This window comes from Rhodopirellula sp. MGV (genome assembly GCF_002251265.1).
In the GTDB taxonomy this organism is placed as follows: Bacteria; Planctomycetota; Planctomycetia; order Pirellulales; family Pirellulaceae; genus Stieleria; species Stieleria baltica_A.
Map to the genome: position 1 here is coordinate 29,523 of NZ_NPDI01000002.1, position 24,948 is coordinate 54,470.

The window sequence follows — 24,948 nt, forward strand, 5'->3', positions numbered from 1 at the left end:
AAAAATGAGGCGATTCGGCATGATAATGCGGTGAAGCCTTCGTCCGTGAAAGTAGACGCGTTAGCTCGGTTTGGTTAGGTCGTGCATCAGGATTGCTGCGGCTACAGAAACGTTCAAGCTGTCCAGCAGCGGAGCCCCTTGTTCGGTCGGTCGCATGGAGATCCGCACGCGGTGGCTGCACGCACGTTGAACGGCTGGCGGCAGCCCCTGCCCTTCGTTGCCCATCACCAAGACGCACGGATAGTCGCCGTGATTGTACCGCGTTCGGTAGGTTTCGATCGAGGTCGAATCGTCAGCCAGCGTCGCTGCGAGCGTATGGAAGCGGCGGTCGGCCAAGGTAGCCAAGTCGTCGGCAACGTTTCCCAGCCGAAATACCCGCATCGTCAATGCTGCTCCCATGCTGACTCGCATCGCACGACGGGAAAACGGATCGACGCTTCGCGAGTCAACCAGGATCTGTCGGATCCCGAATGCTGCTGCCGAACGCAACATGCTGCCGACGTTTTCCATGTCACTGATACCGACAAAGGCGAGCGACACGGCGTCGTGATCGAGTTGCTCTAGCGGGACATCGTCCGGCAGGTTTGCACTGGCCAGCAGGCCGCGATGAAAATGAAACCCCGCGATTTCGCTGATCAGTTCTTCGGGCAGCTCGTAAATCGGAAAGTCTGCCCCGGTCCGTTGCCGAAGGTGAAGCGGCAGTTGCGTCAAATCGAATCCTTCTTCGACCAGGATTGATCGAATCGGGAAACCGCTTTGAATCAGACGCTCGCCCAGCTTTCTGCCTTCGACGACAAAGTGTGAACGGCCGCGCTGACGTCCCGCAGGTCGGTTTTTCAGGTTGCGGTAGTCAGCAAGTCGTGGGTCATCAAGAGAAGTGCAGCGAATCGCGCGGGCGTCATCCGAACTCATTTCACACGTTGCATCTGGGCAGGCAGGCCTTCGCTCGAGACCCAGACCCTGTCCGAACCGTCGATCGCGATTGCTTCGATTTGTTTCAACTTTGGAAGTTCAACAATCGTGGGCATTCCGCCCAATCGCGTAAAGAGGTCGCCTTCAATGGCGGATTTGTACTGATAGGCGTTGAGATAGCTGCTGATCCACAAATCGCCGGTTCGTTCGCAGATATCCATGCCAGTCGCCAGCGGGATCGGTAGCCTGCGGACGATGGTCGTTTTAACGGCGATGTGTTTCGCCTTTTTGCGGTCGCGTGATTCTTCGGGCCATTCATCCAGTGAAGGCAAAGCGATTTCGTGCAGCGTGGCGAGAATTGCCGATTTGCCCAGCAATAGGATGCGTCGGTTGTGGACGTCGACCGCCACGGCTTCACAGTTTTGAGGGCCGTTGGCATAGGTGACCGTCAGATGCAGTGATGCGAGCAGACGTGATTTCGCGGTCGGGTTGGGTTCGTTTAGTAAATACAGTGAAACCGAATCGCGGTTGTTGTCATTGTCGCCCACATCGGCGATCAACAAGCGAGGACCTTCGTCGTCGAAGCAATCCATGTCTTCCCAGTCGATTGCTTTGACGCCTCTTAGAAATAATCGCCCACAGGGCTGGCCGTGTTCGTCAAACGAAAACAGTCGCGGTAGGTCACCCGAGTCGTTGTGTGTCCAAACGTACGCTGAGTTGCGAAGCGAAAATGCCAGGCCGCTGCTTTCGGTTAGCAGATTCAGTCGAAATTCTAGCGGCTCGTCGCCATCAGCAACCGGCATCGCGGGATCCCACGCCAAGGCCGTTGGCGTGCTGCTTCCCAGGCTTACCATCATCACGAAGGCTACGATAAAACGTCTTGTGATGGTTGCATCCATACGCCTCGGCCCCAAAAACGATTTCGGTTTCACTCTGGCTATTGTTGTAGGCGTAACTGCGAGATGACTTGCGCAACAATTTTTTCAACGGCTTGAACGGGCACCGTTTCCTTTGGCGACTCGACATACTGATCAAGTAACGAATCGATTTGGCGCTGCGCGCTTGCGACAGCTGATTTTTGTTGTTCGGAAAGTGGCACTCGTCCAGGTCCCAGGTCCCAGCCACGACTTCGCGCGCCGGCACGGAAGCCTTCGGGGAATTCGCCAATCGAGATCATCGCGTCAAACAGTGGCAGCAACTGGTACTGCAGCTTCATCGCTTGTTTGATGTCACCCGCAACAACGGTGCGGTGGATCGCGCGCGTCAACTCTGGGACGACCCCACTGGTCGCATTGGTTCCGCCGTTCGCGCCGGCGACCAACATTGGGACCAAGGCTGCGTCCCAGCCGGTCAAAAAGCAGAAATCTTCACGTAGTGGCCGGATCTGTGCGATCATCCGCATCATGTTTGGCAGGTCACCAGAACTGTCTTTGATGCCAACAACGCGTGGACATTCTGACGCCAAGCGGACGACGGTGTCGACGGAAATGGGGGATGCAAAAAGCGGAATGTTGTACAGCGTTACATCGACGGACACGGTGTCAGCGATTTCACGAAAGTACGCGTAGACGCCTTGGTCGCTCAGCCGGTAATAAAACGGCGCCACGATCGCGACGGCTCGTACACCCATCGCACCATAAGCTTCGCAAGCTTCGATGGTTTCTTTCACGTTCGCTTCGGCGGCACCAGCCAAAATTGGTACGCGGCCGGCCGTTTGCTCCGTTACAACCTGAACAATCCGTCGGCGTTCTTCGGGCGTAAAGCGTACGAACTCTCCCGTGCTGCCGTTGGGATAAAGCCCGTCGACACCTTTTTCAATCAACCAGTCGACGTACGCACGCAAGGTGTCTTCGTCGACTCGACCCAGTCGGTCTACAGGGGTGATGTTGGGCGTCAAAATCCCTGAAATCGGTGCAGTCATAGGTCGGTTAATCACGGTGAATCGGGAGAACAAACAATCTGCTGATTGCCGAAGCCTAAAGGCGTCCGACGGATTTTCGTTCGCGGTTTCGGCGAAATCAACAAATAGCGTGGGGGAATGAAGAAACCTTAGGCCAGGATTTCGTGAACGACGCGTGCCGGTTCCACACCGGTAAGTCGCTGTTCCAAGCCTTGGAACTTGTAAGTCAATCGGCGATGGTCAAATCCGAGTTGATGCAAAATCGTGGCGTGCAAATCTCGTACGTGCACGCCGTTTTCGGTGACATTGAAACCGAACTCGTCACTTTCGCCATACGTCACACCCGGTTTCATGCCGCCGCCAGCCATCCACATCGTGAACGCATTGGGATGGTGATCGCGACCATCGTTGCCTCCACCTTGAACCATCGGCGTGCGTCCAAATTCCCCGCCCCAAATCACCAGCGTGTTCTCCAGCAGGCCTCGGCGTTTTAGATCCTTAAGCAGAGCCGCACATGCCTGATCGGTGTCGTTGCAGTTCTGTTTTAGGCCACCGACCAAATTGCCATGCTGGTCCCAAGCCTCATGAAACAACTGCACAAATCGAACCCCACGTTCGACGAGCCGCCTCGCCAACAAGCAGTTCTTCGCAAACGACGGTTTGTCTGGATCGACACCATACAGGTCCAGCGTCGATTGAGTTTCGCTGCGAATGTCCATCAGCTCTGGCGCTGACGATTGCATCCGGTAAGCCATCTCGAACGAACTGATTCGAGTCGCGATTTCCGGATCACCGGTTTCGGCCAAGTGCTGTCGGTTTAACTGGCCGATCGCGTCAAAGGCGTCGCGTTGTGCTTGCGAATCAATGCCTGGCGGATTGGACAGATACAACACGGGGTCGCCGACGCTCCGCAGTTGCGTTCCGGAGTAAACGGTCGGCAGGTATCCGCTGCCCCAATTGCTATTGCCGCCGCTGGGGCCTTTGCTACCGCTGCTGAAGACGACAAATCCGGGCAGGTCTTTTGACTCGCTGCCCAAGCCGTACAAACTCCATGATCCCAAGCTGGGTTTGCCGAACAGCTGACTGCCGGTATTCATCATGATTTGAGCGGGCGCGTGATTGAACGCGTCGGTCTTCATTGATTTGACGATCGTCAAATCGTCCGCGACGCCGGCGGTATGTGGCAGGACCTCACTGATTTCTGCACCGCATTCCCCGTGACGCGAAAAAGAAAATTTCGGCCCCAGCAGTTTCGAATTGGGATTGATGAATGCGGCACGATAGCCGTTCAGCAGTTCTGCCGGCGGAAGGGTGCCGTCGAACTTTGCCAGTTGTGGTTTGTTGTCGAACAACTCCAAATGGCTGGGGGCACCGGCCATGAACAGGTAAATCACATTCTTGACTTTCGCCGGGAAATGCGGCTGGCGAACGTCAAGTGGGTCAGACGCAACCGATGGCGAAGCGGCTTGCGCGGCCGGGCGGTCTTCGCTCAGCAATTGGGACGCGGCGATCGCACCTAAGCCGACGCCGCAGTCACGCATGAACCAACGTCGTGAAACCAGATTCGCCCGGAGGCGATTCAACTCTTCAATCGGCAGACTCATCGTTTACTCTCGTGTAATGGTTTCGTCGAGGTTCAGGACCACACGGCACAGCAACGTCCAGCTCGCCAATTCGTCGCGATCAAGGCCTTGGAGGTCGAGCAGTTTCCCGGCGGTCAGGATTTCGTCGGCCGAAAGTTGTTGTCCGTCTAGCCGTTCTTTTTGTTGATTAAGGAACGCAGTTAGGACTTGCTGTTCAGCATTCGTTGCTTTGCGCCCGAGGCATCGCATGAATGCAAGTTGCAGACGGTCGAGAGCACTTTGGTGATCCGTTTCAACCTCACGGATCAATTTGGCCGCCATCGCGATCGAGCATTCCATGAACAAAGGTTCGTTCAAAGACGTGAGCGCCTGCATCGGGGTGTTGCTGACGCTGCGGCGGACACAGGAGAGGTTTCCGGGGACCGCATCGAAGTTTTCCAGCATCGGGTACGGAACGCTGCGGAAGCGGAACGTATAAAGTGCACGGCGGTAGCGATTGTCGTCCGTATCGACGTCCCAGACCTTGGGACCATAGCTGACCGGCGGGACAAATAGAAACTCTGGGGCCGGCGGGTGAACGCTGGGGCCGCCCACTGTGTCGCTCATCAAACCGCTTGCCGACAACGCGATGTCACGAACGGTTTCCGCTGGAACTCGAAAGCGTGCGCCGCGGGCAAGCCAGCGATTTTGTGGATCATCCCGAAGCAATTCAGGTGACACATCCGAAGACTGTTTGTAGGTCGAGCTGGTCACGATCAAACGATGCAGCGATTTCAGGCTCCAGTCCTGTGCAACCAATTCGGTTGCCAGGTAATCGAGTAGCGCAGGGTGTGTTGGCGGTGATCCTTGTGTGCCCAGGTCATCGCTGGTTTCGACGATGCCCGTACCGAAGTACCGTTGCCAAACACGATTGACAATCGAACGCGAAGTCGTCGGCGACTGCGGTGATGCCAACCACCTGGCGAGTTGCAATCGCGGCGCTTCGTCGGATTCCGGCAAGTCATGCAAGAACGCAGGTACATGCGGTTCGACGGTTTGCCGTGGGCTTAAAAAATCACCCCGATTGAGTAGGTGCGTTGGACGCGAAAGGGTCCGCTTGGCCAACGTCAGTTGCGTCGTCGCGCTGGGGTGACCTTGCCAAGCCGCGGCGATCGATTCGGTCCACTGGGCACCTTCCGGGACAGTCGACAACCAATGCGTGAAGACTCGATCGTGTTGCTCGTCCGACCATTGGTCCATCGGCATTTCGATCGTTTCGGAAACAGCAACTGGCAATGGATTCGTTTGTGGGATCGCATCGCCAGTGGCCGACACCCGGAATCGTCCGATGTTGAACGTCTGGTTGTCATCGCTGTTCCAGCCGCCATGTCGCTGCGCCAAGTGGACCACCAAAGTCGCCGATTCGCCGTCTGGGATTTCAATCGGTTCGGCGAGTTCAAACCAAGCGACTTGGGGTTGATTGCTTTCCGGTGTGTCGACTTCATTGGTCCAGGCGGTCGTCGAGTCACCGTCGATGGCAAAGTCGATGCCGCCAGTGAATCGCGGCGTTTTACTGCGATTGTCATAGTGCGGTTTCAAGTCGGCTTTGGCTGGTGATCGGTCTGCCGCTGCACGAGCGAACTTCAGCGGAATGGTTTTGTCAGGCGAACCGGACAGAGTGACTTCGGCTGTCAATTCGCTCAGCGCCCAGGTCCCTTCCAGGCTCCGACCGGGGCCTCCCTTGGGCAGGTTGGGATGCATCAGCAGTTCCAGACGCAGTCCCGTCAGACGTTGACCTTGATAGCTGCCGGTTCCCTGCGGATTGAAGTTGGTCGGCGCGTAGCTTTGACAGAGGTATGACCCATCTGGCAGAGGCAGGAACTTTGAGCCACCGATGGTTCGATCCAAAAACTCGAGTTCGACGGTTTGCCATTGAGGCTTTGGCCGCGCGGATGCTTCTTTGACCCAAGCGGCGAGTTTGGTTTGCCAATCGTCGAGGTCGCGTTTGGCATCCTCGCGTAGGTTGGCCAGACGTTGCAGGATTTGATCACGGCGGTGTTGTTGCGATTCGGTGTAGACGGGGATGATCGCGTCATGCGTGTCGTTCAAATACGCGAACAGCCCATAGTATTCTTCGTGGGTCAGTGGATCGTATTTGTGCGAATGGCATTGGCTGCACTGAATCGTCAATCCCAAGATCGCTTTACCAACGGCGTCCATGCGGTCGAACATCGCTTCCATGCGGAACTGTTCGGGATCGGCGCCGCCTTCTTCGTTGACCATTGAGTTCCGCAAGAACCCGGTTGCGACATGATCCTCTTGAGTCGCATCGGGGAGCAGGTCACCAGCGATTTGGCGAATGAGGAAATCGTCGTAGGGACGGTCTTGGTTTAGCGACCGGATCACCCAGTCGCGATAGAACCAAGCTTCACGCGGCTTGTCTTTTTCGTAGCCATCCGAGTCGGCATAGCGTGCCGCGTCCAGCCACCAACGTGCCCAGTGTTCGCCATAATGCTGGCTGCCGAGAAATTGCTCGACCAGTTCTTCGTAGGCTTCGTCGCCGTCGTTTTGAAGCTTCGCCGTCCATTGTCGTACGAACTCGGGCTCGGGCGGCAACCCCGTCAGGTCGAGCGATAGACGACGGATCAGCGTTGTTGCCGAAGCCTGCGACGATGGTTGCAGTCCTTCCGCTTCAAGTCGCTGGAGCACAAACGCATCGATGCTGTTGTGACCCCAGTCGGCATCGCCAACCGTTGGGATCTCTGGGCGAGCCGGGGGCTCAAATGCCCAGTGTGTTTGAAAGGTGGCACCCTGCTCGATCCAACGGCGGATCACGGCGATCTGTTCGCCCGAAAGATGTTTGCCCGAATCCGGTGGCGGCATTTGTAAGTCGGGATCCGATTCGACGATACGCTGGTACAGCTCGCTCGCATCTGGACTTTGTTTGTCAATCACCGCGGCGGCGTCTTCAGCGACGTCCAAACGCAGCCCTGCTTGACGGGCTTCTTCATCGGGGCCGTGACAGTGAAAGCAGGCGTCAGCCAAAATCGGACGGACGTCCGTGGCGTAATCCAATGATTCAGCTTCGGCCGCGTCGCAGGTCGCAAACGTTGCACCAACAATCAACGTCGACGCGATAGCGGCCCAGGCCGTGATCGATCGCTTCATGATCACACTGCAAATGGTGGGAGGCGGGATTGGGAGGAGAGAAACCGCGGGTGGGAAAGGTTTCCGGTAGGAGCCCTATTGTAACAAGGTTTCACCCGCCACACCGGGTTCATGTCAGTTCGCCAGCGTTGCATTCGACGCCGGTTTTCACGCCCGATCCGCCTCTTCGTAGGCAAGGTTAGCGCGATCCCGATTGGCCTGCTAGCTCGACAATGCAATAGGGGCGAATCGTTTCGACCGTCTTGGCACCGATACCATGAACGCGTGCCAAATCTTCTAGGCTGACGAAGTGACCGTTTTGATTTCGGTCGGCAATGATTTGCTTTGCCGTTTTCGGGCCGATCTGCGGAAGTAACGCGAGTTCCTGTTCCGACGCTCGGTTGAGATCGATCTGCAACATGGTTGACGAAGTCTCTCCGACTGCTTCGGGGCGATCGCCAAGCAAGAACAAATACAATCCAGCGGCCAGAATCAGCAATGCACTGGCCCAAGTGACCGCCCGTTGCAATGACGCGTTCATGATCACCGGTTCTGGCATCGGTCGCTGAGCTTGCCGTGAATCGCCAGTGGTGACGGTGGTCGATTCTGGGCGACGGTCTGCCATGGTGAAGTGGATCCTTGTGAATTCCAAGCAATCGGAGCTAGGCACGTCTCTCCGTTCATGCGGTCGCATTTGATCTTTTAGCCCTGCGTGGGGTTGTGCAACCGGCCCGCTCGTCATCCAGGGCAATATCCGGCAAAATAGTCCGTTGACCGAGCTGGGCAGCGATCGGCGACAGGTTCCGCGACCTGCCAAAGAGACCTGCCTCGGTCAGTTCCGCTTTGCTTTCGCCAACATTGATCGACGAGCTTTTGATGCAAGACTATGTGACTGTCACCGCCGACGACGCCCTCGAAAACGACGTCCGCCTGCTCGTTCGTTTGGCGATTGCCGAAGACTTGTCCAACGCGATTGACTGGACCACGGTGTGCATGATCGAAGACGACTTGGTGGGCGGTTGCGAAGTCGTGCCACGTGTCGACGGGGTCTGTGCGGGGATGGCGATCTTGCCATGGATTGTCGACGAATTCGACGCGGACTTGGAATTGGAGATGCTTTTGGAGGACGGTCAGCCTCTTGTGCCAGGGCAGCCGATGGCGCGTCTTCGCGGAAACGTCCGTGATCTGCTGACGACCGAACGGACCATTTTGAATTTGCTTAGCCGCACCTGTGGGGTCGCAACGCTGGTCCGCCGATACGTGGATGCGATCGCCGGATCGAAAGCAAACGTTTACGACACACGCAAAACGACACCCGGTTGGCGTCTGTTGGAAAAGTACGCGGTCGCATGCGGTGGCGGCCGTAATCACCGCCGCGGTTTGTATGACGGTTTCTTAATCAAAGACAATCACTTGCAACTGGCGGGAAAAAACGGCGTCCCTGTCCCCGCCAGCGAAGCAGCGAAAAAAGCGCTCCAGTGGCGTGGGGGCCAAGTCGAACACCTGACCGCTCCATCGATTGTTGAAATCGAAGTCGATTCGTTGGAACAGTTGCGTGATGTCTTGCCCGTTTCACCGGACATCGTTTTGATCGATAACTTTTCGTTGGATGACATCCATGCGGCCGTCACGATGCGTGACGAATTGAATTCGGCTGTTGAGTTAGAGGTCTCTGGAAACGTCAAGCTCGACACCATCGTCGCGATCGCCAAAACCGGTGTAGAGCGGATTAGTAGCGGAGCCCTGACACATCAAGCGACTTGGTTGGATTTGGGGCTGGATTGGTTTGACACTCAGGACAAGAGTGCGAGCTAGGGTTGCCTGACGAATGCTGGTCGGCGTTCATCCATTGGGGGCACAGTTCCACGGATTCTAGGAATCGGTGGTGGGCTGAAGGTGCCCCCAGATAGCAGCCGATCGGCCGATCGATTGCGCACCTCCGGCTCTCACTTCAAAACATGCCTGTTCGACCGCTTGAGCGTCGCTCTCCCATTTCCGGAGAACGACGATCGTTGGATTTTCTTCAACCCATTTTGGATTCGGCGGCAATCGTCGGCTCTTTGTACGCGATCAAATACGTTGCCCATGGCGGCGTCGATGACGCAGGGATCATGCTGGGGTTGATTGCGGCACTGACTTTCTTGTGCCTTTGCAAACTCTCGGGTTTAGCTCGCAGCAGTGACCGTGGTAATGCGAACCACGAGGTCACCGCGATCTTTTTAACTTGGCTGACGACCGTGATGTCGCTCGCGATGATCGGCTTTGCGACTCGCTATGGCCAAGTCTTTGCACGCAGTGTGATGTTCGTGTGGTTCTTGATCGCGCCGATGATGATCGCGTTATCAAGAATGATCGTGCGAATCATTTTGCAGTCCGCGCTCGAACATGGTTATGGCGCTCGCCGCGTCGCGGTTGCCGGGATGAACGAACTGGGCCGGCAAACCGCCTCCAACATGCTTGACGACCCCAGTTTGGGATACAGCTTTGTCGGGTTCTATGACGACCGCTCGGTCGATCGGCCTGCCGAATCGGTATCCGATCGCAAGGATCATTTTCAAGAAAACGGGCGTCACGCACACCGCCATAAATTGGAAGGCAACTTGGCCGAGATGGTTCGTCGTTGCCGTCAACGTGAGATCGATACGGTGATGATCACGTTGCCGATGCGTGCCGAAGACCGCATCCGTTTTTTGTTAGATCAGTTGAGTGACACAACCGTTTCGGTTTACATCGTACCCGACTTTTTTGTCTTTGAACTGTTGCATTCACGTTGGACCGATATGGGCGGACTGCCTGCGGTCAGCGTGTTTGAAAATCCTTTGTTCGGCGTCGATGGAGCTGTCAAACGGGCGACCGATGTGCTGCTCGCGATGGCCGGTTTGACGGTCGCTGCAATCCCTATGACGTTGATCGCACTCGGCATCAAACTGACCAGCAAAGGCCCCGTGTTCTTCCGTCAAAAGCGATACGGATTGGACGGCAAAGAAATCTTGGTCTGGAAATTCCGCTCGATGCGGACCTGTGACAACGGACCGGTTGTCAAACAAGCCACTAAAGACGATCCACGAATCACTCCACTGGGTCGCATTTTGCGTAAGACCAGTTTGGATGAATTGCCACAGCTGTTCAATGTCGTCGAAGGCACGATGTCATTGGTCGGCCCGCGTCCTCACGCGACCGCCCACAACGAACAGTACCGCGGGTTGATCCACGGATACATGCTGCGGCACAAGGTGAAACCCGGCATCACAGGTTTGGCTCAAGTCAATGGATGCCGTGGCGAAACAGAGACGATCGACAAGATGGAAGAGCGGGTGCAGTGGGATCACCAATACATCCGCCGCTGGTCGCTCTGGCTGGACCTTAAAATCTTGTTCAAAACACTGACAGTCGTGTGGAAGCAAGACGCCGCCTATTAACAAACCATCATGCCACCGCAACGGCGATGGCATGACGCAAAAAAAACGCTGTCAACGACGTGCTCTTTATTTTTGAGCCGTCGTGTTGCGATAGATCGGGTGCGATTGATTGCCGCCCGCACGCAGATAGGCAACCAAGTCCGCGATCTCGTCTTCGGTGAAGGTGTCCAAAAGGCCCGCCGGCATCATGCTGGTCTTGCTCGCCCGCGTTTCCTCGACCGAGTTTCGGTCGACTGACGTCAACGACGACGGATCCAACATGTTCGTCATCACTTGCAAACGGGTGCCATGCATGTTGACAACGCGGCCGACGATGATGCGGCCATCTTCCGTCAAAAACTGTGTCGCGCCGTATTGGTCGCTGATCACTTGATCGGGATGGATGATCGAAGTCAGCAGGTCCTTGGGCGAAAAGCGGCCGCCTGCACCGGTCAAATCTGGACCTAGGATCCCGCCTTGGATGCCCATGCGGTGGCACTTGTAACACTGCGCCGTGGCGAACACTTTGGCCCCGTTGTCAAAGTCAGGCGTTTTGTCCTGTTCGACCGCGGGCAGCAGTTCGTCAACGGTCCACTGTTTGACCAACGCACGTGGCTCCGCCGATTCTTCGATGACTTTCGGAGGATTGATCACCTCGGCGAGCTTGTCTTTTAAAGCCGGGTCAAGATGTTCCAATGACGCGTTTTTGATGTTGTTGATGAAGCCGCCGAACGACATTCCGCCACGCGCCGATTGCAGTTCACGGAACCAGGCAAAGTAGTCTCCCGCCATGGCTTCGTCCCAGTGCCCCGATGCTTCGCGAAGGATCAGTGCATAGAAAATCTGATTCTCTTGGCTGGGCGCCGATTCCATCTCGTCAATGATGTCGCGGCTCGCGTCTTTGGCGTCGACGTAGACCAGCATCTGTGCGAGTTCGCGGTCCAAGTTATCGTTGCCCGATGGGAACTGGCCAGCGATTTGCTTGGCAACCGCAGAACGTTGATCGTCGTTCAATTGTCCCAGTCGGATTGCGGTCAATCCGTAGGCACGCAACAAATCGATTTTGCCTTGGTCGGACAGCCCTGACCAATCACAGGCTTGCAGGGTTTCGAAGGCGAGCGATTGGTCGTCCGGTTTGCCGGTCCGCGCCAAGGCGACAACAGCCAACGCGCGAGCTTGATCGGATTCCAGCTCGGCGATCTGACCTTTCCATGCATCAGCGCCTTGGTGTTCGAGTGCGATGCGAGCGGCGAAGCGGACCCCACGGTCTTTCGAACCGAGTTGCTTCAGGGCGACGCTAATCGCTTTCTTTTTCGGTTCACCGACATGGAATGCTTCCAAGCGATGACGCAGGTTGACCAGTCGAGTTTGTTGTTTGGTCAGTTCGGTGTCTTGGGCCGCCGCGGTGGATTCATCGCCGGTGTAAACGATCCGGTACAAACCGCTTTGTGTTTGTCGACCGCCGATTGCAAAGTACAAAGCGCCGTCTTGTGGACGAATGGCCAAATCGGTCACCGGCAGTGGTGCTGCCGTGGCGAATACTTCGAACGTCCCGGTATAGGAACTGCCTTCGGGCGTCAGCTGTACCGCATGGATGTTGCCATAGCTCCAGTCGGCAATGAACAACGCGTTTTGATACTTCGCTGGGAATTTTGCGCCGTATCCAAAGCAGATGCCGGTCGGTGATCCGGGGCCGATGTTAACTGCCGCGCCAAACGAATCGGGATAGTACGCGGGCCATTTGCCGGTGCCGTTTCGCCAGCCGAATTCGCCTCCACTGACCACGTGGTTCACACGTGTCGGGCGATACCAAGGCGTCCCGACGTCCCATTCCATGTCGGCGTCATAGGTAAACAGTTCACCTTTGCGATTGAGCGCGATGTCGTATTCGTTTCGAAAGCCAGACGCGATCAATTCGAAATCGCTTCCGTCGGGAGCGAACGAACCGATCCAACCTCCGGGTGCCATCCGATCGCTCGCGTGTCCACGAGCATCGGGCATGCGACCGAGCAAGTGGTCTTCGTCCCAGACCTGTGGAACGCGGCTTCGCTCGATCGACGCGGGCAACTTCGTCATGTTGCCCCCGCAGGTGATCAAGCGACTGCCGTCTTGCGACAGGATCAACGCGTGTGGTCCGTGTTCGCCGCCACCTTGCAGCGGCAGGATGTGTTCGATCTTGTCGAACTGGTCGTCACCGTTGGTGTCTTGCAAACGATAGACACCGTTTTTTGACTGATCGCGACCGTTGACGTTGACGTACAGCGAATCGAACGCGAACAGCAACCCTTGAGCGGACTGGATCGCGGCATCCAGTTTTTCGACTTTCGCTTCGTCTTGCGAAACGTCGATGCGATAGAGCGCCCCGTCTTGATCGCAGGCGACCAAGCGTCCTTGTGGATCGACGGTCAAGCTGACCCAGGATCCTTGTTCACGCGAAGGGACTTCGTAAACCAGTTGAACTTCGAATCCCTCCGGGACACGAAATTGGTCAGGTGGAGTGACGCCTAGCTTTCCGTGTGCAGTTGGCTGGAGGGCGGCGAGGCTGATCGCAACGACCGCGATCAACTGGTGAAAGATTTTGAAGGGCCGTCTCGGCATTCGATCAAACTCATATTCGAGGCGAGTGTCAGAACCGTTTGAATCCCGTCACGATCAGACGATGACGCGTGGTGAATCGGCGGCGCAAATCGCCAAATCAAGGGCGCCGATTGCAACCCAAATGCCACCAAGGCGGGTTTGGGGGGCAAGTATTTTTGAAAGAAAATTTCTGAGGGAGGAAAGCAGCTGTCTGGGGGCACGAAGCCCAAGCGAGGCGGGATGAGTGCCATCATAGCTACTTAAAGGCCCACTGGGCAACGCTACGCCATTCGCGCAAACTCCTGGACAGACCTGCACCGCCTGGCTCGGTCAGACGGTCTGATCTTAGTCCATCAAACAAATTGCAATGATTTGTTATCTTGACGCTCGAACGTACCCTTCGTCGACCTCTAACCCGCCGAACATCTATGTCACTGATCCGCGAAAATCTGTCGTTGTTTCGTGAACCGAAAGATTTACAGCGTTCACTGGGCTGGTACCGTTCGGTAGCTAGCTGCCCCGTCGGACGAGAAAATCTGAAGACCTACTTGGAATTGCAACTGGCATCAGCAGGGCTGCTTTCGGCACACTCCGATGGCCCGAATTCGATGACCGAGTTCTCCAGCGGGATTCTTGATAGTATCCGCGAAAAGGCTCGTCTACTGGCGTCCCATCGCGCCCCGGTCGATCAACGCATCGAAGCGTTTTTGAATCACTACTTCGTCGACCAAATCGGCGACCATCGCTTGCGTGTTCCATCGGGAACGCTGGTTCTCGACCGCCACGGCATGGCTCGGGAATTGAGCCTGCCGATGCAAGGCGACCACTTCTCCAACGACTTGGTTGAATCCTATCGCCTCGCGAACGGCGTCCTGAACAATCCTCGCGCCGACCGCCGAACCACGGCTGGTACCTTCCACGTTGTCCAAGGTGGCCTGCCCATCCCCGGCGACAAACGCGCCGTCCCGATGAACGTGTTCGTCAACTTGTACCGCGCCGCGATGTCGCCACCAGACGACCTGATGGTGCTGCCATACACCAGCGACGCTGACGAGCCGGCAAAGACGTGGGTGTCGCTGCTGCTGCGTCCACTCGTCTGTCCAGCCGTCCCCGGGTTCACCGAAGCCAAGCGAATGGAAGTTCGCTTCTTCGTCCCCGGCAGCTTGGTCAGCAACCTGGACTTCGTCGAATCGATCTTCGGCAACGCTGGCGACCCATTGATTCCAGAAAACGACGCTGGCCTGGATGCGGAAGGTTGGACCGGTCACACCGGCTGCGTGATCTTGGCACCACACTTGACCAAGCTCACCAAGAAAGAACTGGGGCTGCCTCCGATCAGCGAAGCCACCGATCGCCAAAAGGCCGACGGCATGTGCTGGAGCGACGAGTCGGAAAAGTACAACGACGGAACCGCGTTCAAGCTGACTTGTCGTGATCGCAACGGTGTCGTCGTGACGCTGATCGCGGACAACTACTACGGCTATTGCAAGAAAGAAGTCAAAACCCAAATCAGCTACGCCTGTAACCTGATGGGCCGCGCCGAAGAGGAACACGCCGGCGGTGCGTTGGCATTCGCGTCGTATTCCTTGGGCGAAGAATTCCAAGTCAACAGCCAGCGCTACAACGGCCGCACCTTCGACGACGTCGCACGTGATTATGCCGAGTTTGTTGATGCCCAGCCCGAAGGCTACGGCGTCGACAAAAACGATGACACGATCATCTACATTCCCGAAAATGCGAAAGCGACACTCGCCGAACGCTGCATCAAATGGACACGCGATGGCGAAGAACATCGCATCCGTTTGAGCCCCGAACAGATCTACATCGCACCAAGCGGTTACAAGATCCGATTGGAAAAGCACCCCAACGCGCCGTCTTGGCGTTTGGTCGGAACCGTCGGCGAAGGCATCTTCTGTCACAAGCCCTGCACCGTCAGCGGTGGCGGTAAAAGCGAGATCAGCAAAAGCCTTCGTGACTACATGCTCTACGGCCCGATCTTTATCGGCGAGCTCGAAAACGATTTTGCCAAGCTGGACGAAATCTTCGAACGCGACTACTCGGATCGCTGGAGCGACACGTACACCGGGCGGACCGATTACACCGATGGCCCCAGCCGCAGCGTTTTGAATCCGAAACGCAGCCTTGGTAGCGTGATCAAATTGCTGACCCCGTCGCCAGAATACAACGACGCGTATAACAAATGGTTGGGAACGATCCCGCCACACGTTTACTCGATGGCCTTGATCATCAAGCGTTTCACCGGCGAGTCTCACGACGAAAACTGGCGTGAGCGTTTCGGCGTGGACATCGTCAACGGCGTTCCCGGTCACGAGCTGAAAATCGGTGACCGATCCTTGGTCGGAACCTACCTGCGTGTCGGTTGGGACGACAACCGTTGGCGGACGTTCAAACTGCGTCAAGACTTCATCGCCGCGGCCAAGGTCCAGCGCGAAGACGACATCAGCGCCAGTACCGTTGTACCCGCGTCGCAATTGGACAACGTCGGACTGAATGTCGACGAAACCAATAGCTACAAATTTGTCGAGAACTGCGAGTACCGTTTGTTCCAACGCCCTGACGATGCGATCCATCGCGGCTTGGACAAACAAACCGAATTTGACTTGTCGCAACCCGGCAACTTCATCAGCAACTTCCACCCGCTGACCACCGAAGAAGTCCAAGAGGTTGTCGACGACACGATCGAATTCGACAAATTCACCGAGCCAGTTCAAGAGTTGCTTGAAGAAGCCGCCGAACGCGGCGACAGCTACGTTGTCAGCACCGCGCACCCACGGATCGTTGACGGCAAGCACACCAAGAACCCACGGTACCTGCAAGACCGTCCTGACTTGGTCAACGCACGCGATACCTATGTGGCTCGGCGCGGGATCCAGTTCCATCGTGGACTCAAAGCCGACGAGCCGATCCATATTCCCGTGGGCGCTGTCCTGGGCGGACGTCGCAACAACCCACCAGACAAGGAAACCGGTATCCGTTCATTGGCCGTGTACTCGCCGCTGCACTATCAAGAGCTGCCCGAGTTGGTGATGGACTACCTGTGCTCGTTGACCGGCAAAAGCCCCAGCACGACCGGTGCGGGCAGCGAAGGCGCTCTGACCAAGGGCCCGTTCAACGCGTTGATGCCGTCCACCGATTTGAACAACATGATCGTCGCGATGATCTTGACCGAACTGGGCGGGTTCAGCACCGCTGCCGGTCACGTCGGGCCTCGCTATGAAGTCGGGCACGATATCTCGCTGTTGATTCCGGAGATCTGGTGCCGTTTGACACCAGAGGAACGCCGCCCCGACAGGATGATCGAAGACGGCATGCTGGAAAAGGTCGAGGACTTCGAACACGAAGGCCAATCGATCCCCGCCAGCCGATTGGGATACCGCATCACCAACCGCTTCGTTCGCAAGTACATGGCGCGGGTGTTTGATAACCCCAGCAAGGTGTTCAGCGAAGAGATCCTGAAGCCGGAATTGCAAGACATGGAGTCTTACGCCGACGGGATTCTGCACATCGCCGAAGCACAACAGCGTGTCGCCAAACGTTATTTCGAAGACGGCGGCTACGAACTCGCTTGCCCGCCGCTGCGTGCAATCCTGAGCATCTTGGTCAAGGGAACTTACGAAGGCAAAACGATTGCCGATCCGGAAGTTCGCGATCTGTTTACGCTCGAAAACATGTTGAACAGCGATTGGTACAAACGACGTTTGGTGGAACAACGTGACCGCGACGTGCAGCACTGGAAAGATTGCATCAAGCGAATCAAGCACTACACCGAATCTTTGGGTGAGCATCCGCCGATGGCTCAACTGAATTTGGAAGCGCGCTTGAAATACGCGACCGAGCAATTGGCTGACGCCGAGTCGGAAGACTACGTCGATCGTCTGCGAGGCACCTTGGGCGCCGACCCAATGCGTGTCGCTGCCAACGATCCAGTCATGGCTAACAAGTTGGCTGGCGTCTAATCGCGTTGATGTTTGGCTGAAGCCGAAATTGTTTCGGCTCCAGAAGAGCTTTTGACGGTGTCTCAGGGTGAAAACCTCGAGCCCTCGAAACGCAAATTTGGATTCGGCATCGGATGGTCCGACGTTGATGTTTGGTATGCGTTGATGTGTGTCCGACGTCTGATGTATGGGCGACGTTCGATGTCTCGTCGGCTCCGGAGGAGCCTTCGTTGGTAGCTTGGGGCGGGAGCCCCAAGAGAACGAACGTACAAAGATGCATTCGCCCCGGAGGGGCCGACGTTGATGGGATTGCCCAACCAACGCCGGCCCCTCCGGGGCGTTTGCGTTTGGTTGGGGACGCCATCTCGAGGCTTCCGCCCCGAGCTATCTAAGTCGGCCCCTCCGGGGCGATCGTCGATGTCATCGCTGGTTATTCGTCGTGCAAACGACCAACGTCATTGTCGGTTGGGGTTGGCGTCGGTCGGAGATTCGGCCTCATCAAACTCAACGTTTCATTCGCCCAATCACACGCATCACGTTCCCCTCGGCGACACCTTCATTCAATATTGGACTGACGTCCTAAATTTCTTCGGCTCCGGAGGAGTCTTCGTCGGTAGCTTGGGGCGGGAGCCCCAAGAGAACGAACGCGCAAAGATGCATTCGCCCCGGAGGGGCCGACGTTGATGGGATTGCCCAACCGACGCCGGCCCCTCCGGGGCGTTTGCGTTTGGTTGGGGACGCCATCTCGGGGCTTCCACCCCGAGCTATCCAAGTCGGCCCCTCCGGGGCGATCGCGTTGCTGAGACTCGGGCCACCGGAGCGATCGATCAATGCGGGAATTGCACGACGATCGATTGTTGTTTGGATTTGATGCCTTGCTGTCTTGGCTCCGGAGGAGTCTTCGTCGGTAGCTTGGGGCGGGAGCCCCAAGAGAGCGAACGCGCAAAGACGCATTCGCCCCGGAGGGGCCGACGGCGTTCAACGTTTCATTTACCGATGGCCGCGTCCAATTCGGCCGCGTCATCTCTGGTCAATCGATTTGCCCCTGCACACCGCAATGTCATTTCTTCGTCGGCGTTAATTTGATGTAGTCCAGGCCGAACATCCAGGCTTTCGCGGCCTTTGGGTTCGCACCCACGATTTGGACTGTCACCGTATGCGGTCGATCGTTCTCGATCTCAACCGTTCCGAGCGTGACCAGGCCACTGGTCACCACGTTTGCATCGAACAAGTCGATCGGTTCGCCAAGCTTCTCGCCATCAAAGTAAAACTGGACAATGCCATAGTCTCGAGCGCAGGTCATGACAGCGGCGAGTTCCATCTTGCCATCGCTTTCAGCATCATGCTTCGTCTTCGGCAACCGAATCGTCATCGTGTCGCCACGTTTGGCACCCGACCAAAAAAGCTGCGTGTCGCCGCTCCAGCGATCGCCTTGGAAACCATTCATTGCTTGTGGTCGGGCCGCGCCGCTGGTGACTTCCACCGCTAGCGTTTCCGCTTCGATGACATCGCCCGCACTGTTTGTCGCGTCATCAAACTTGGTTTTTGGACCACGCGTTTGCTTAGCGTTATCAATCGGTGGAATCGTTGGCCCGCTGTAGCGTTTGGGTTGTGCTGCTAACCACTCGGACTCGTTAACCTGTCGGACTTGGTGCGTTAACACATGGGCGCCTTTCATCCCGCCTAGGACGATGTCCGATTGGCCATCCGCGTTCAGGTCGGTGATCGTGATTTGGCGTCCGATGCCTGGATCGGCGGCGGCTTGATAAGGAAGCCACTCGACAGCGACTTGTTGACCCGCATCTTGCTTGCGTTGCAGCTTGAACCAATACACCACTGCACCGGCATCCCACATCGGACTTTGGCGATGGTGTGACCAATACGTTTTTCCGGTCACGATGTCTTTCAGTCCGTCACCATCAATGTCAACCAAGGCGACCGAATGAAGTTCGCTGAACAGTACTCCAAAAGCGTTGTCCGATGGGTGTGATCCCATGATCGGATGGCGTTCAAACCGGATCGACTCGCCGTCGCGAATTTGTTCGTACCACGACAGCCCAAAATCATGAGCCGCCTCGCTGGTGATGATGTCGTTGTCACCATCGCCGTCGACATCGTACGCGTACATCTCGGCACCACCGTATGACGATGTCAGTTTGGCCGGGTGATGTTTCCAACGCGACGTCAATGCGTTTTCCGCTGGCTGCTCGAACCAGCCGCCCGGGTGCAAGATGTCGCTGAGTCCGTCGCCATTGATGTCGCCTGCACCCAATCCATGGCCAAATCGCGTGGCGGTCATCTGCGGCGACACCGGATGGAATTCCCAGGTTTGAATCCCAGGCCCCCACTCGATCGTGGCAAAACCGAACATGCCATCTCGAGTACAAAGCAACTCGACTCGTTCGTCACCCACCATGTCGACCAATTGAGGCGACTCGTTGCTGACCCAGTCGATGACTTGGTGTTTTTCCCAATGCTTGTCGCCAGCGCCGTCAGAAGATGTGTGTTGCGGGCCAGGATTTTCGTAAACGTAAGCCGGTGTGCCGGGGAATCCGACGACGAAAACGTCTTGGTGCCCGTCGCCGCTGAAGTCATCGACCCAAGCGAAGAAGTGATCCGCGTAGCCGTTTCGGTCTTGAGGCTTCGGCGGGTAAATCTCGTGTTTGGCTTGAAAGTCCGGACCCGCAAACCAGTACGGGCCATAAACAACGTCGATGATTCTGTCGCCGTTGATGTCGCCCGCACCAGCGCCTTCGGAGAAATACGTGTCAGAGATTGCCTCTGTGGTGAACTCGTGCAGCGCGTGGTCGTCTGCGGATGCAGAGCTACAGCAAGCAGCGACGGCTATCGAAATCGCGATCAGGTGTCTTCGGAAAAGCAATCGGTGCATGGTGAACTCTGTGTCGGCGGGAGTTTGGTGGGGAGCGATTGATCTTAATGGCTGACGAAGCCCGTGTGGGAAATCTCGTCGCGCGGTCAGCCGAACCAGAACCTCTTGACGGCCATACCGATCGGTCGGTATCTTTTCAGCGTACCAACCGGTCGGTCTGGAGGAGAGAATGGTCGAAAGTGCCCGTGAAAATCTGATTTCTGCTGTCTGTCAGCTGATCCTTGAACGTGGATATGGCGGGACATCAGTCGGCGCGATTTGCGATCGTGCCTCGGTTTCCAAGGGCAGCTTCTTCCATCATTTTCAGTCCAAACAGGACGCCGCGTGTTCGTCGTTGGACCACTGGATGACCGCCGTGCAGGAGCGTGCGCGGCAGTCTGGATTTGCCGACCAGCCGGATCCTCGCGAGCGGTTGATGACCTATTTGGATTTCATGGCCGCGTTGCCTGACTCCGGAGGTGCGCCCCACGGTTGTTTACTGGGGGCACTGGCGCTGGAGCTTTCGGAGACGCATCCTGATGTGCGGGACAAAGCGTCCGGCTATTTCCAAGTGTGGAGCGACGGAGTCTCTCGTTTGATCGGCGATGCGATGCCGGATCGAGACGACACCTTCGTCAGCTCGCTTGCCAATCACTTTATCGCGTCACTCGAAGGCGCGATCTTGCTCGCCAAAGCACGCCGTGATCCTTCGTTGATCCCGCAGTGCGTGAATCACTTCCGCGGCTACGTCGAATCGTTGATGCAGCCGGCTGTTTAGTTCTTTTGTTCGTCCCCTGTTGCTGTCCAAGTTCTAGGAGAGTTTCTATGTCAACGCTTGCCTACATTCGTCATGGATTAGAAGTCAGTCGTGCCATGACGTTGGCATTGATTGATGATTTGAAAGACGCCCCGATGCAGTCGCCCACATCGAAAGGTGGCAACCCGCCGCTGTGGATTTTGGGGCATTTGGCGTTTGGCGAAGCCAGCATCGTCGAGTTTGTGATCCAAGGAAACGACAACCCGCTCGCGCATTGGAAAGACGCGTTCGGCGCACGCCAAGAACCGTCAACCGACTTGGCCGACTACCCGTCATGGGACGAAGTCCGCGCAAAGTCGGATGAAGTGCGTGCGAATACGTTGAAGTTTCTCGAAGGCTTGACCGACGCCGATCTCGAAACGCCTAGCAAGAATTGTCCCGAAGGGCGCGAGCAGGTCATGGGAACGATCGGTGCGTGCTGCCAAATCTTGACCATGCACCCGATGATGCACTACGGGCAACTTGCCGATTCGCGACGAATGCTAGGACGCGAGCCACTGCAGGCATAACACCCGCCGATTAAAACGAAGGGCTGCCGGCACCGGAAAATGGGCAGTGATCAACATCGGGCGGTCAAAACCTTGAGAAATCAGACATGACGTCTTATGATGGCTTCGTCTGATTCGCCCTTTGATCCTCATGGTGGTTCGATGATCGATCGTCTCGTGATTGCGGCAGTCGCTGCCGTTTATTGTTGCGGCATCCTCGCGGCTGAAGATGCGGACTCGGCTGCCCAGTTCAGCAGCCTTGCGGCCGAGATTGCCGAGTCGTACACGCTTGAGGTGGAAGGGCGGGTGCTTGAGCTGCGACGGGAGCCGGTTCTCACGTGGACCGATCCCGAGCATGGAGAGGTTTATGGCGACGTGTATGTCTGGACGGATCAGGGGCGACCGGCGGCGATCGCGTCGATCTACAAGTGGTACCGTCCTTACACGCACAGCACCCACGAGTTTCAATCGCTAGTCACGCAGCCAATCCACGGGACTCGCGACGATCAGAGCGATTGGACGTGTGCTAAGCCAGGCGTGCAGTGGAAACCCGTTCCAATGTCTCCGCCTGGCGGACAAAACACCGCAATCCGTTTGACCCAGATGCGTTTGATCGCAAAAAAATTTGCCTTGGAGATGGTGAATAAAGACGGGTCGGTGGATCGATTGCGAATGCTCTCCCAGCCACTTTATCGTTTCCAGGAACCGGTTGGCGATGCGGTTCAAGGAGCCTTGTTTGCGTTCGCCCGCGGGACCGATCCCGAAGCCTTGTTGTTGCTGGAGTTTCGTGACGAAGGCGGCGTCAACAAGCTTTATTATTCGCTCGCGCGGTCGAACTTTTTGGCGACCAGCGCAACCTATGACGGGCAGCAAGTTTGGCAAGTCAAACAGTTGAGCCGGGCGATCATGAAATCAGGCACCGAGCCGTACACAAAGTTCGTGTTCCAAGATTGAAGTTGACGCAGATGGTAAACCGCAGGGGACGCGGAGTGATGCAGAGGGGATTGGAGATTGATCTCTGCGGTTTGAACTCTTTTGGGATGTTGGACGAGGTTCGTTTTGCGATCGGTCGTTTGGGTAACGGACCGGACCTTCGGCCCTCAGCTTGATTGATCGGCTTGGTTTCCCGGCCCTGCGGACCGGGCTAGGTAATAGGCTGGACCTTCGGCCCAAAAGATCGATCATGTGCTGTGGCGATTATTGCATAACCGGCGTGAATTCTGCGTCTGGTTGCCGGAGAACGGTGCGACCGATCATGTAGAACAAAGCCAAGAGTGCGACGGCCCCGATCAACAGTGAACGCTGTTGTTGTTTGCCGATGGCGCCCTGCATTTCGGCATGTTGCTCGAGTGCCAGTTGGGCTGTTTCTTCTCCGGCGTCTGCGGCTTTTTGCAATAGTTCAACGGCGAGCTTCTCGTTGGCTTCGATGCCTTTGCCATACAGGTACATCAATCCTAAGTTCGTCTGCCCCAGGCTAAATTGTTGGTCGGCGGCCTTGCGATACCATTCACTTGCGGTCAATGCGTTTTGCGGGACGCCTCTGCCTGTTTGATACATCATGCCGAGATTGTTCAACGCGGCAGGGAATGAGTCTTCGGCGGCGAGTCGGTACCACTTGATCGCTTCGCTATCATCTGCGTTGACGCCGCGTCCCTCGGCAAGCATCAACCCCATCATGTACCGAGCGGTTGGATCGCCATTTTCTGCTGCCCTGCGATACCATTTGAGCGATTCGGTATCGTTTTGTGGTACAAGCTTGCCCCAGAAAAACAGGTGGCCGAGTTCTCGTTGGGACCATACGTTTTCTTTGTTCGCAGCCCTCTGCAGCCACAGGAGTGCACGGGTGGTATTTTGAGGGACGCCGCGACCTACTAGATACATCCAAGCGAGATTCGTCTGAGACCATGTGTGACCTTGGACCGCCGCAGCTTCAAACCAATTCGCAGCTTCTTGATCACTTTGTGGGACGCCGCGCCCGTCGAGGTACATCTCGGCAAAAGAACCTTGGCCGAACGAGTAGCCATGTTCTGCAGACTTGCGAAACCATTCAACAGCGATGACATCGTCCTGCGGCACGCCCTCGCCATCACGATACGCCAACCCAAGTGCCCTTTCCGCATAGGCGTCCTGTTTGGCAGCCGATTGTCGGTACAGTGAGATCGCTCGGTCGATGTCAGCGTCGACGCCATATCCGTGGTCGTACATGTACCCAAGGTTGTACTGCGCTGAAACGGAGCCATTGGCGGCGGCGAGTCGATACCATTGGACGGCGTCGGCATCGTCTCCGGCTTCACCAAGTCGATGGTGACACATCCATCCAAGTTCGAATTGAGCCGAGCGGTGATCGTCTGCGGCAGCGAGTCGGAAGCAATCGACCGCAGCGTAATGGTTTTGGCTGATGCCCTCGCCACGTCGATAAGCTCTTCCAAGATTGTATTGTGCGTCGGCGAGGCCTTGATCGGCGGCTTTTTGAAACAACGAGACAGCCAAAACAGGATCATATTTGATGCCGATTCCTCTTTGGTGCATGATCCCAAGGCAGTTTTGCGCATCTGCACGTTCTTGTTCCGCAGCCAAGCGAAACCATTTTGCGGCCTTCACAAAGTCTTGTGAGACACCTTTTCCCTTCACGTGCAAGCAGCCCATGACTACCTGGGCCCACGCATGTCCCTGGTCGGCGGAGATTTGAACGAGTCTTGCAGCGGCTTCGTCGCTGTACGGCGTGTGTGCCAGCCCGATCAGCTTGTTGATGCTTTCGTGGTAGTCAAGAAGGACGCGATCCAACGCTGATTCCGGATCGTCTTCTACTTGGTTGAGTTTTCCACCATCCGCTTCCGGCGCTGTTGGCTCAGAGGAAGCCGCTGTACTGCTCACGGCGCGTTCAGCAAAGTGTTGGGCCGAATTTGTCGCAGAGGCAGTTCGAGTGTTTGAACCGATTGCCGTGGTGGACTCGTTGAGTGCGTAGAAGACGATCGTCAATGCGATGACAATCCAATGTGTAGAGCTGCGCATTTGGGAACGTCTTTTCGTAACGAGGCATAAGAGGCACTGCGGTGATCCCAAACGCAGGCTGTTCGTTAGAAAAGGTTACGTCACACTCCGCTAGAGAGTGGTTGGAAACTTGGATTCGAGGTTTCCAGGCCCTGCGGACCGGGTTAGGTAATGGGCTGGACCTTCGGCCCAAGAAGTTGATGCCGGGATGATTACCGCAGAGGACGCGGAGTGACGCAGAGGGTTTGGGGATTGGACTCTGCGGTGTGAACTCTTCTTGGGTGCTGGACGAGGTTCGTTTTGCGATCGGTCGTTTGGGTAATGGACCGGA

Annotated in this window: 15 protein-coding genes; 6 read left to right on the forward strand and 9 right to left on the reverse strand. The window is 56.5% G+C overall.

The features are described from left to right. Positions 1-60 precede the first annotated feature (60 nt). The 6 genes from CGZ80_RS01035 to CGZ80_RS01060 all read right to left on the reverse strand — a co-directional run bounded on the left by CGZ80_RS01035 (position 61) and on the right by CGZ80_RS01060 (position 8,146). The gene (locus CGZ80_RS01035) at positions 61-912 is read right to left on the reverse strand and encodes a TrmH family RNA methyltransferase (protein WP_094410920.1); all 852 of its coding nucleotides are present in this window, start codon (positions 910-912) and stop codon (positions 61-63) included. Beyond that, the gene (locus CGZ80_RS01040; RefSeq protein ID WP_143543678.1) at positions 909-1,769 is read right to left on the reverse strand and encodes a hypothetical protein; all 861 of its coding nucleotides are present in this window, start codon (positions 1,767-1,769) and stop codon (positions 909-911) included. Before CGZ80_RS01040 ends, CGZ80_RS01035 begins: the two co-directional genes overlap by 4 nt. 80 nt (positions 1,770-1,849) lie before the next feature. After that, positions 1,850-2,833 carry a dihydrodipicolinate synthase family protein gene (locus tag CGZ80_RS01045; protein WP_094410922.1) on the reverse strand — a complete coding sequence of 328 codons (984 nt, stop codon included), beginning with the start codon at positions 2,831-2,833 and terminating at the stop codon, positions 1,850-1,852. A 128-nt stretch (positions 2,834-2,961) separates the two neighbouring features. Continuing rightward, positions 2,962-4,416 (reverse strand): DUF1501 domain-containing protein, encoded by a 1,455-nt coding sequence (locus CGZ80_RS01050; RefSeq protein ID WP_094410923.1) that lies wholly within the window; start codon positions 4,414-4,416, stop codon positions 2,962-2,964. Positions 4,417-4,419: 3 nt separating this feature from the next. Next, entirely contained in the window at positions 4,420-7,542 is a 3,123-nt protein-coding gene (locus tag CGZ80_RS01055) for a DUF1553 domain-containing protein (protein WP_094410924.1), read from the reverse strand. A 178-nt stretch (positions 7,543-7,720) separates the two neighbouring features. Continuing rightward, entirely contained in the window at positions 7,721-8,146 is a 426-nt protein-coding gene (locus tag CGZ80_RS01060) for a ComEA family DNA-binding protein (RefSeq protein WP_158222498.1), read from the reverse strand. Positions 8,147-8,397: 251 nt separating this feature from the next. Between CGZ80_RS01060 and nadC the strand changes: the two genes are divergently transcribed. Next, positions 8,398-9,336, forward strand: coding sequence for a carboxylating nicotinate-nucleotide diphosphorylase (gene nadC / locus CGZ80_RS01065; RefSeq protein ID WP_094411030.1), 939 nt, complete (start codon positions 8,398-8,400; stop codon positions 9,334-9,336). Between the two features lie 197 nt (positions 9,337-9,533). Beyond that, the gene (locus CGZ80_RS01070) at positions 9,534-10,940 is read left to right on the forward strand and encodes an undecaprenyl-phosphate glucose phosphotransferase (RefSeq protein WP_233148157.1); all 1,407 of its coding nucleotides are present in this window, start codon (positions 9,534-9,536) and stop codon (positions 10,938-10,940) included. Positions 10,941-11,006: 66 nt separating this feature from the next. Here CGZ80_RS01070 and CGZ80_RS01075 read toward each other — a convergent pair whose 3' ends face one another. Beyond that, complete coding sequence (locus CGZ80_RS01075; RefSeq protein WP_094410927.1) at positions 11,007-13,517, reverse strand: c-type cytochrome; 2,511 nt, start codon at positions 13,515-13,517, stop codon at positions 11,007-11,009. A 407-nt stretch (positions 13,518-13,924) separates the two neighbouring features. Here CGZ80_RS01075 and CGZ80_RS01085 point away from each other — a divergent pair, with 407 nt between their 5' ends. Then, positions 13,925-17,473, forward strand: coding sequence for a hypothetical protein (locus CGZ80_RS01085; RefSeq protein ID WP_233148158.1), 3,549 nt, complete (start codon positions 13,925-13,927; stop codon positions 17,471-17,473). Between the two features lie 1,039 nt (positions 17,474-18,512). On the opposite strand, the gene CGZ80_RS01090 is transcribed toward CGZ80_RS01085, so the two are convergent. After that, positions 18,513-20,342: an FG-GAP repeat domain-containing protein gene (locus tag CGZ80_RS01090; RefSeq protein ID WP_094410929.1), complete on the reverse strand. Its 1,830-nt coding sequence runs from the start codon at positions 20,340-20,342 to the stop codon at positions 18,513-18,515. 169 nt (positions 20,343-20,511) lie between these two features. On the opposite strand from CGZ80_RS01090, the gene CGZ80_RS01095 reads away from it, so the two are divergent. From CGZ80_RS01095 to CGZ80_RS01105, 3 genes are all read left to right on the forward strand, one after another. Beyond that, positions 20,512-21,099, forward strand: coding sequence for a TetR/AcrR family transcriptional regulator (locus CGZ80_RS01095; protein ID WP_094410930.1), 588 nt, complete (start codon positions 20,512-20,514; stop codon positions 21,097-21,099). A 47-nt stretch (positions 21,100-21,146) separates the two neighbouring features. Further along, the gene (locus CGZ80_RS01100; RefSeq protein ID WP_094410931.1) at positions 21,147-21,647 is read left to right on the forward strand and encodes a DinB family protein; all 501 of its coding nucleotides are present in this window, start codon (positions 21,147-21,149) and stop codon (positions 21,645-21,647) included. Between the two features lie 141 nt (positions 21,648-21,788). Continuing rightward, positions 21,789-22,580 (forward strand): hypothetical protein, encoded by a 792-nt coding sequence (locus CGZ80_RS01105; RefSeq protein ID WP_094410932.1) that lies wholly within the window; start codon positions 21,789-21,791, stop codon positions 22,578-22,580. 243 nt (positions 22,581-22,823) lie between these two features. Here CGZ80_RS01105 and CGZ80_RS01110 read toward each other — a convergent pair whose 3' ends face one another. After that, entirely contained in the window at positions 22,824-24,638 is a 1,815-nt protein-coding gene (locus CGZ80_RS01110; RefSeq protein WP_094410933.1) for an SEL1-like repeat protein, read from the reverse strand. Positions 24,639-24,948: the final 310 nt, after the last annotated feature.

Coding starts and splice junctions, on each gene's coding strand:
- CGZ80_RS01040 (WP_143543678.1), bottom strand. CDS start 1,769: ATGATGGTAAGCCTGGGAAGCAGCACGCCAACGGCCTTGGCGTGGGAT.
- nadC (WP_094411030.1), top strand. CDS start 8,398: ATGCAAGACTATGTGACTGTCACCGCCGACGACGCCCTCGAAAACGAC.
- CGZ80_RS01045 (WP_094410922.1), bottom strand. CDS start 2,833: ATGACTGCACCGATTTCAGGGATTTTGACGCCCAACATCACCCCTGTA.
- CGZ80_RS01100 (WP_094410931.1), top strand. CDS start 21,147: ATGTCAACGCTTGCCTACATTCGTCATGGATTAGAAGTCAGTCGTGCC.
- CGZ80_RS01035 (WP_094410920.1), bottom strand. CDS start 912: ATGAGTTCGGATGACGCCCGCGCGATTCGCTGCACTTCTCTTGATGAC.
- CGZ80_RS01060 (WP_158222498.1), bottom strand. CDS start 8,146: ATGGCAGACCGTCGCCCAGAATCGACCACCGTCACCACTGGCGATTCA.
- CGZ80_RS01050 (WP_094410923.1), bottom strand. CDS start 4,416: ATGAGTCTGCCGATTGAAGAGTTGAATCGCCTCCGGGCGAATCTGGTT.
- CGZ80_RS01095 (WP_094410930.1), top strand. CDS start 20,512: ATGGTCGAAAGTGCCCGTGAAAATCTGATTTCTGCTGTCTGTCAGCTG.
- CGZ80_RS01105 (WP_094410932.1), top strand. CDS start 21,789: ATGATCGATCGTCTCGTGATTGCGGCAGTCGCTGCCGTTTATTGTTGC.
- CGZ80_RS01055 (WP_094410924.1), bottom strand. CDS start 7,542: ATGAAGCGATCGATCACGGCCTGGGCCGCTATCGCGTCGACGTTGATT.
- CGZ80_RS01110 (WP_094410933.1), bottom strand. CDS start 24,638: ATGCGCAGCTCTACACATTGGATTGTCATCGCATTGACGATCGTCTTC.
- CGZ80_RS01075 (WP_094410927.1), bottom strand. CDS start 13,517: ATGCCGAGACGGCCCTTCAAAATCTTTCACCAGTTGATCGCGGTCGTT.
- CGZ80_RS01090 (WP_094410929.1), bottom strand. CDS start 20,342: ATGCACCGATTGCTTTTCCGAAGACACCTGATCGCGATTTCGATAGCC.
- CGZ80_RS01085 (WP_233148158.1), top strand. CDS start 13,925: ATGTCACTGATCCGCGAAAATCTGTCGTTGTTTCGTGAACCGAAAGAT.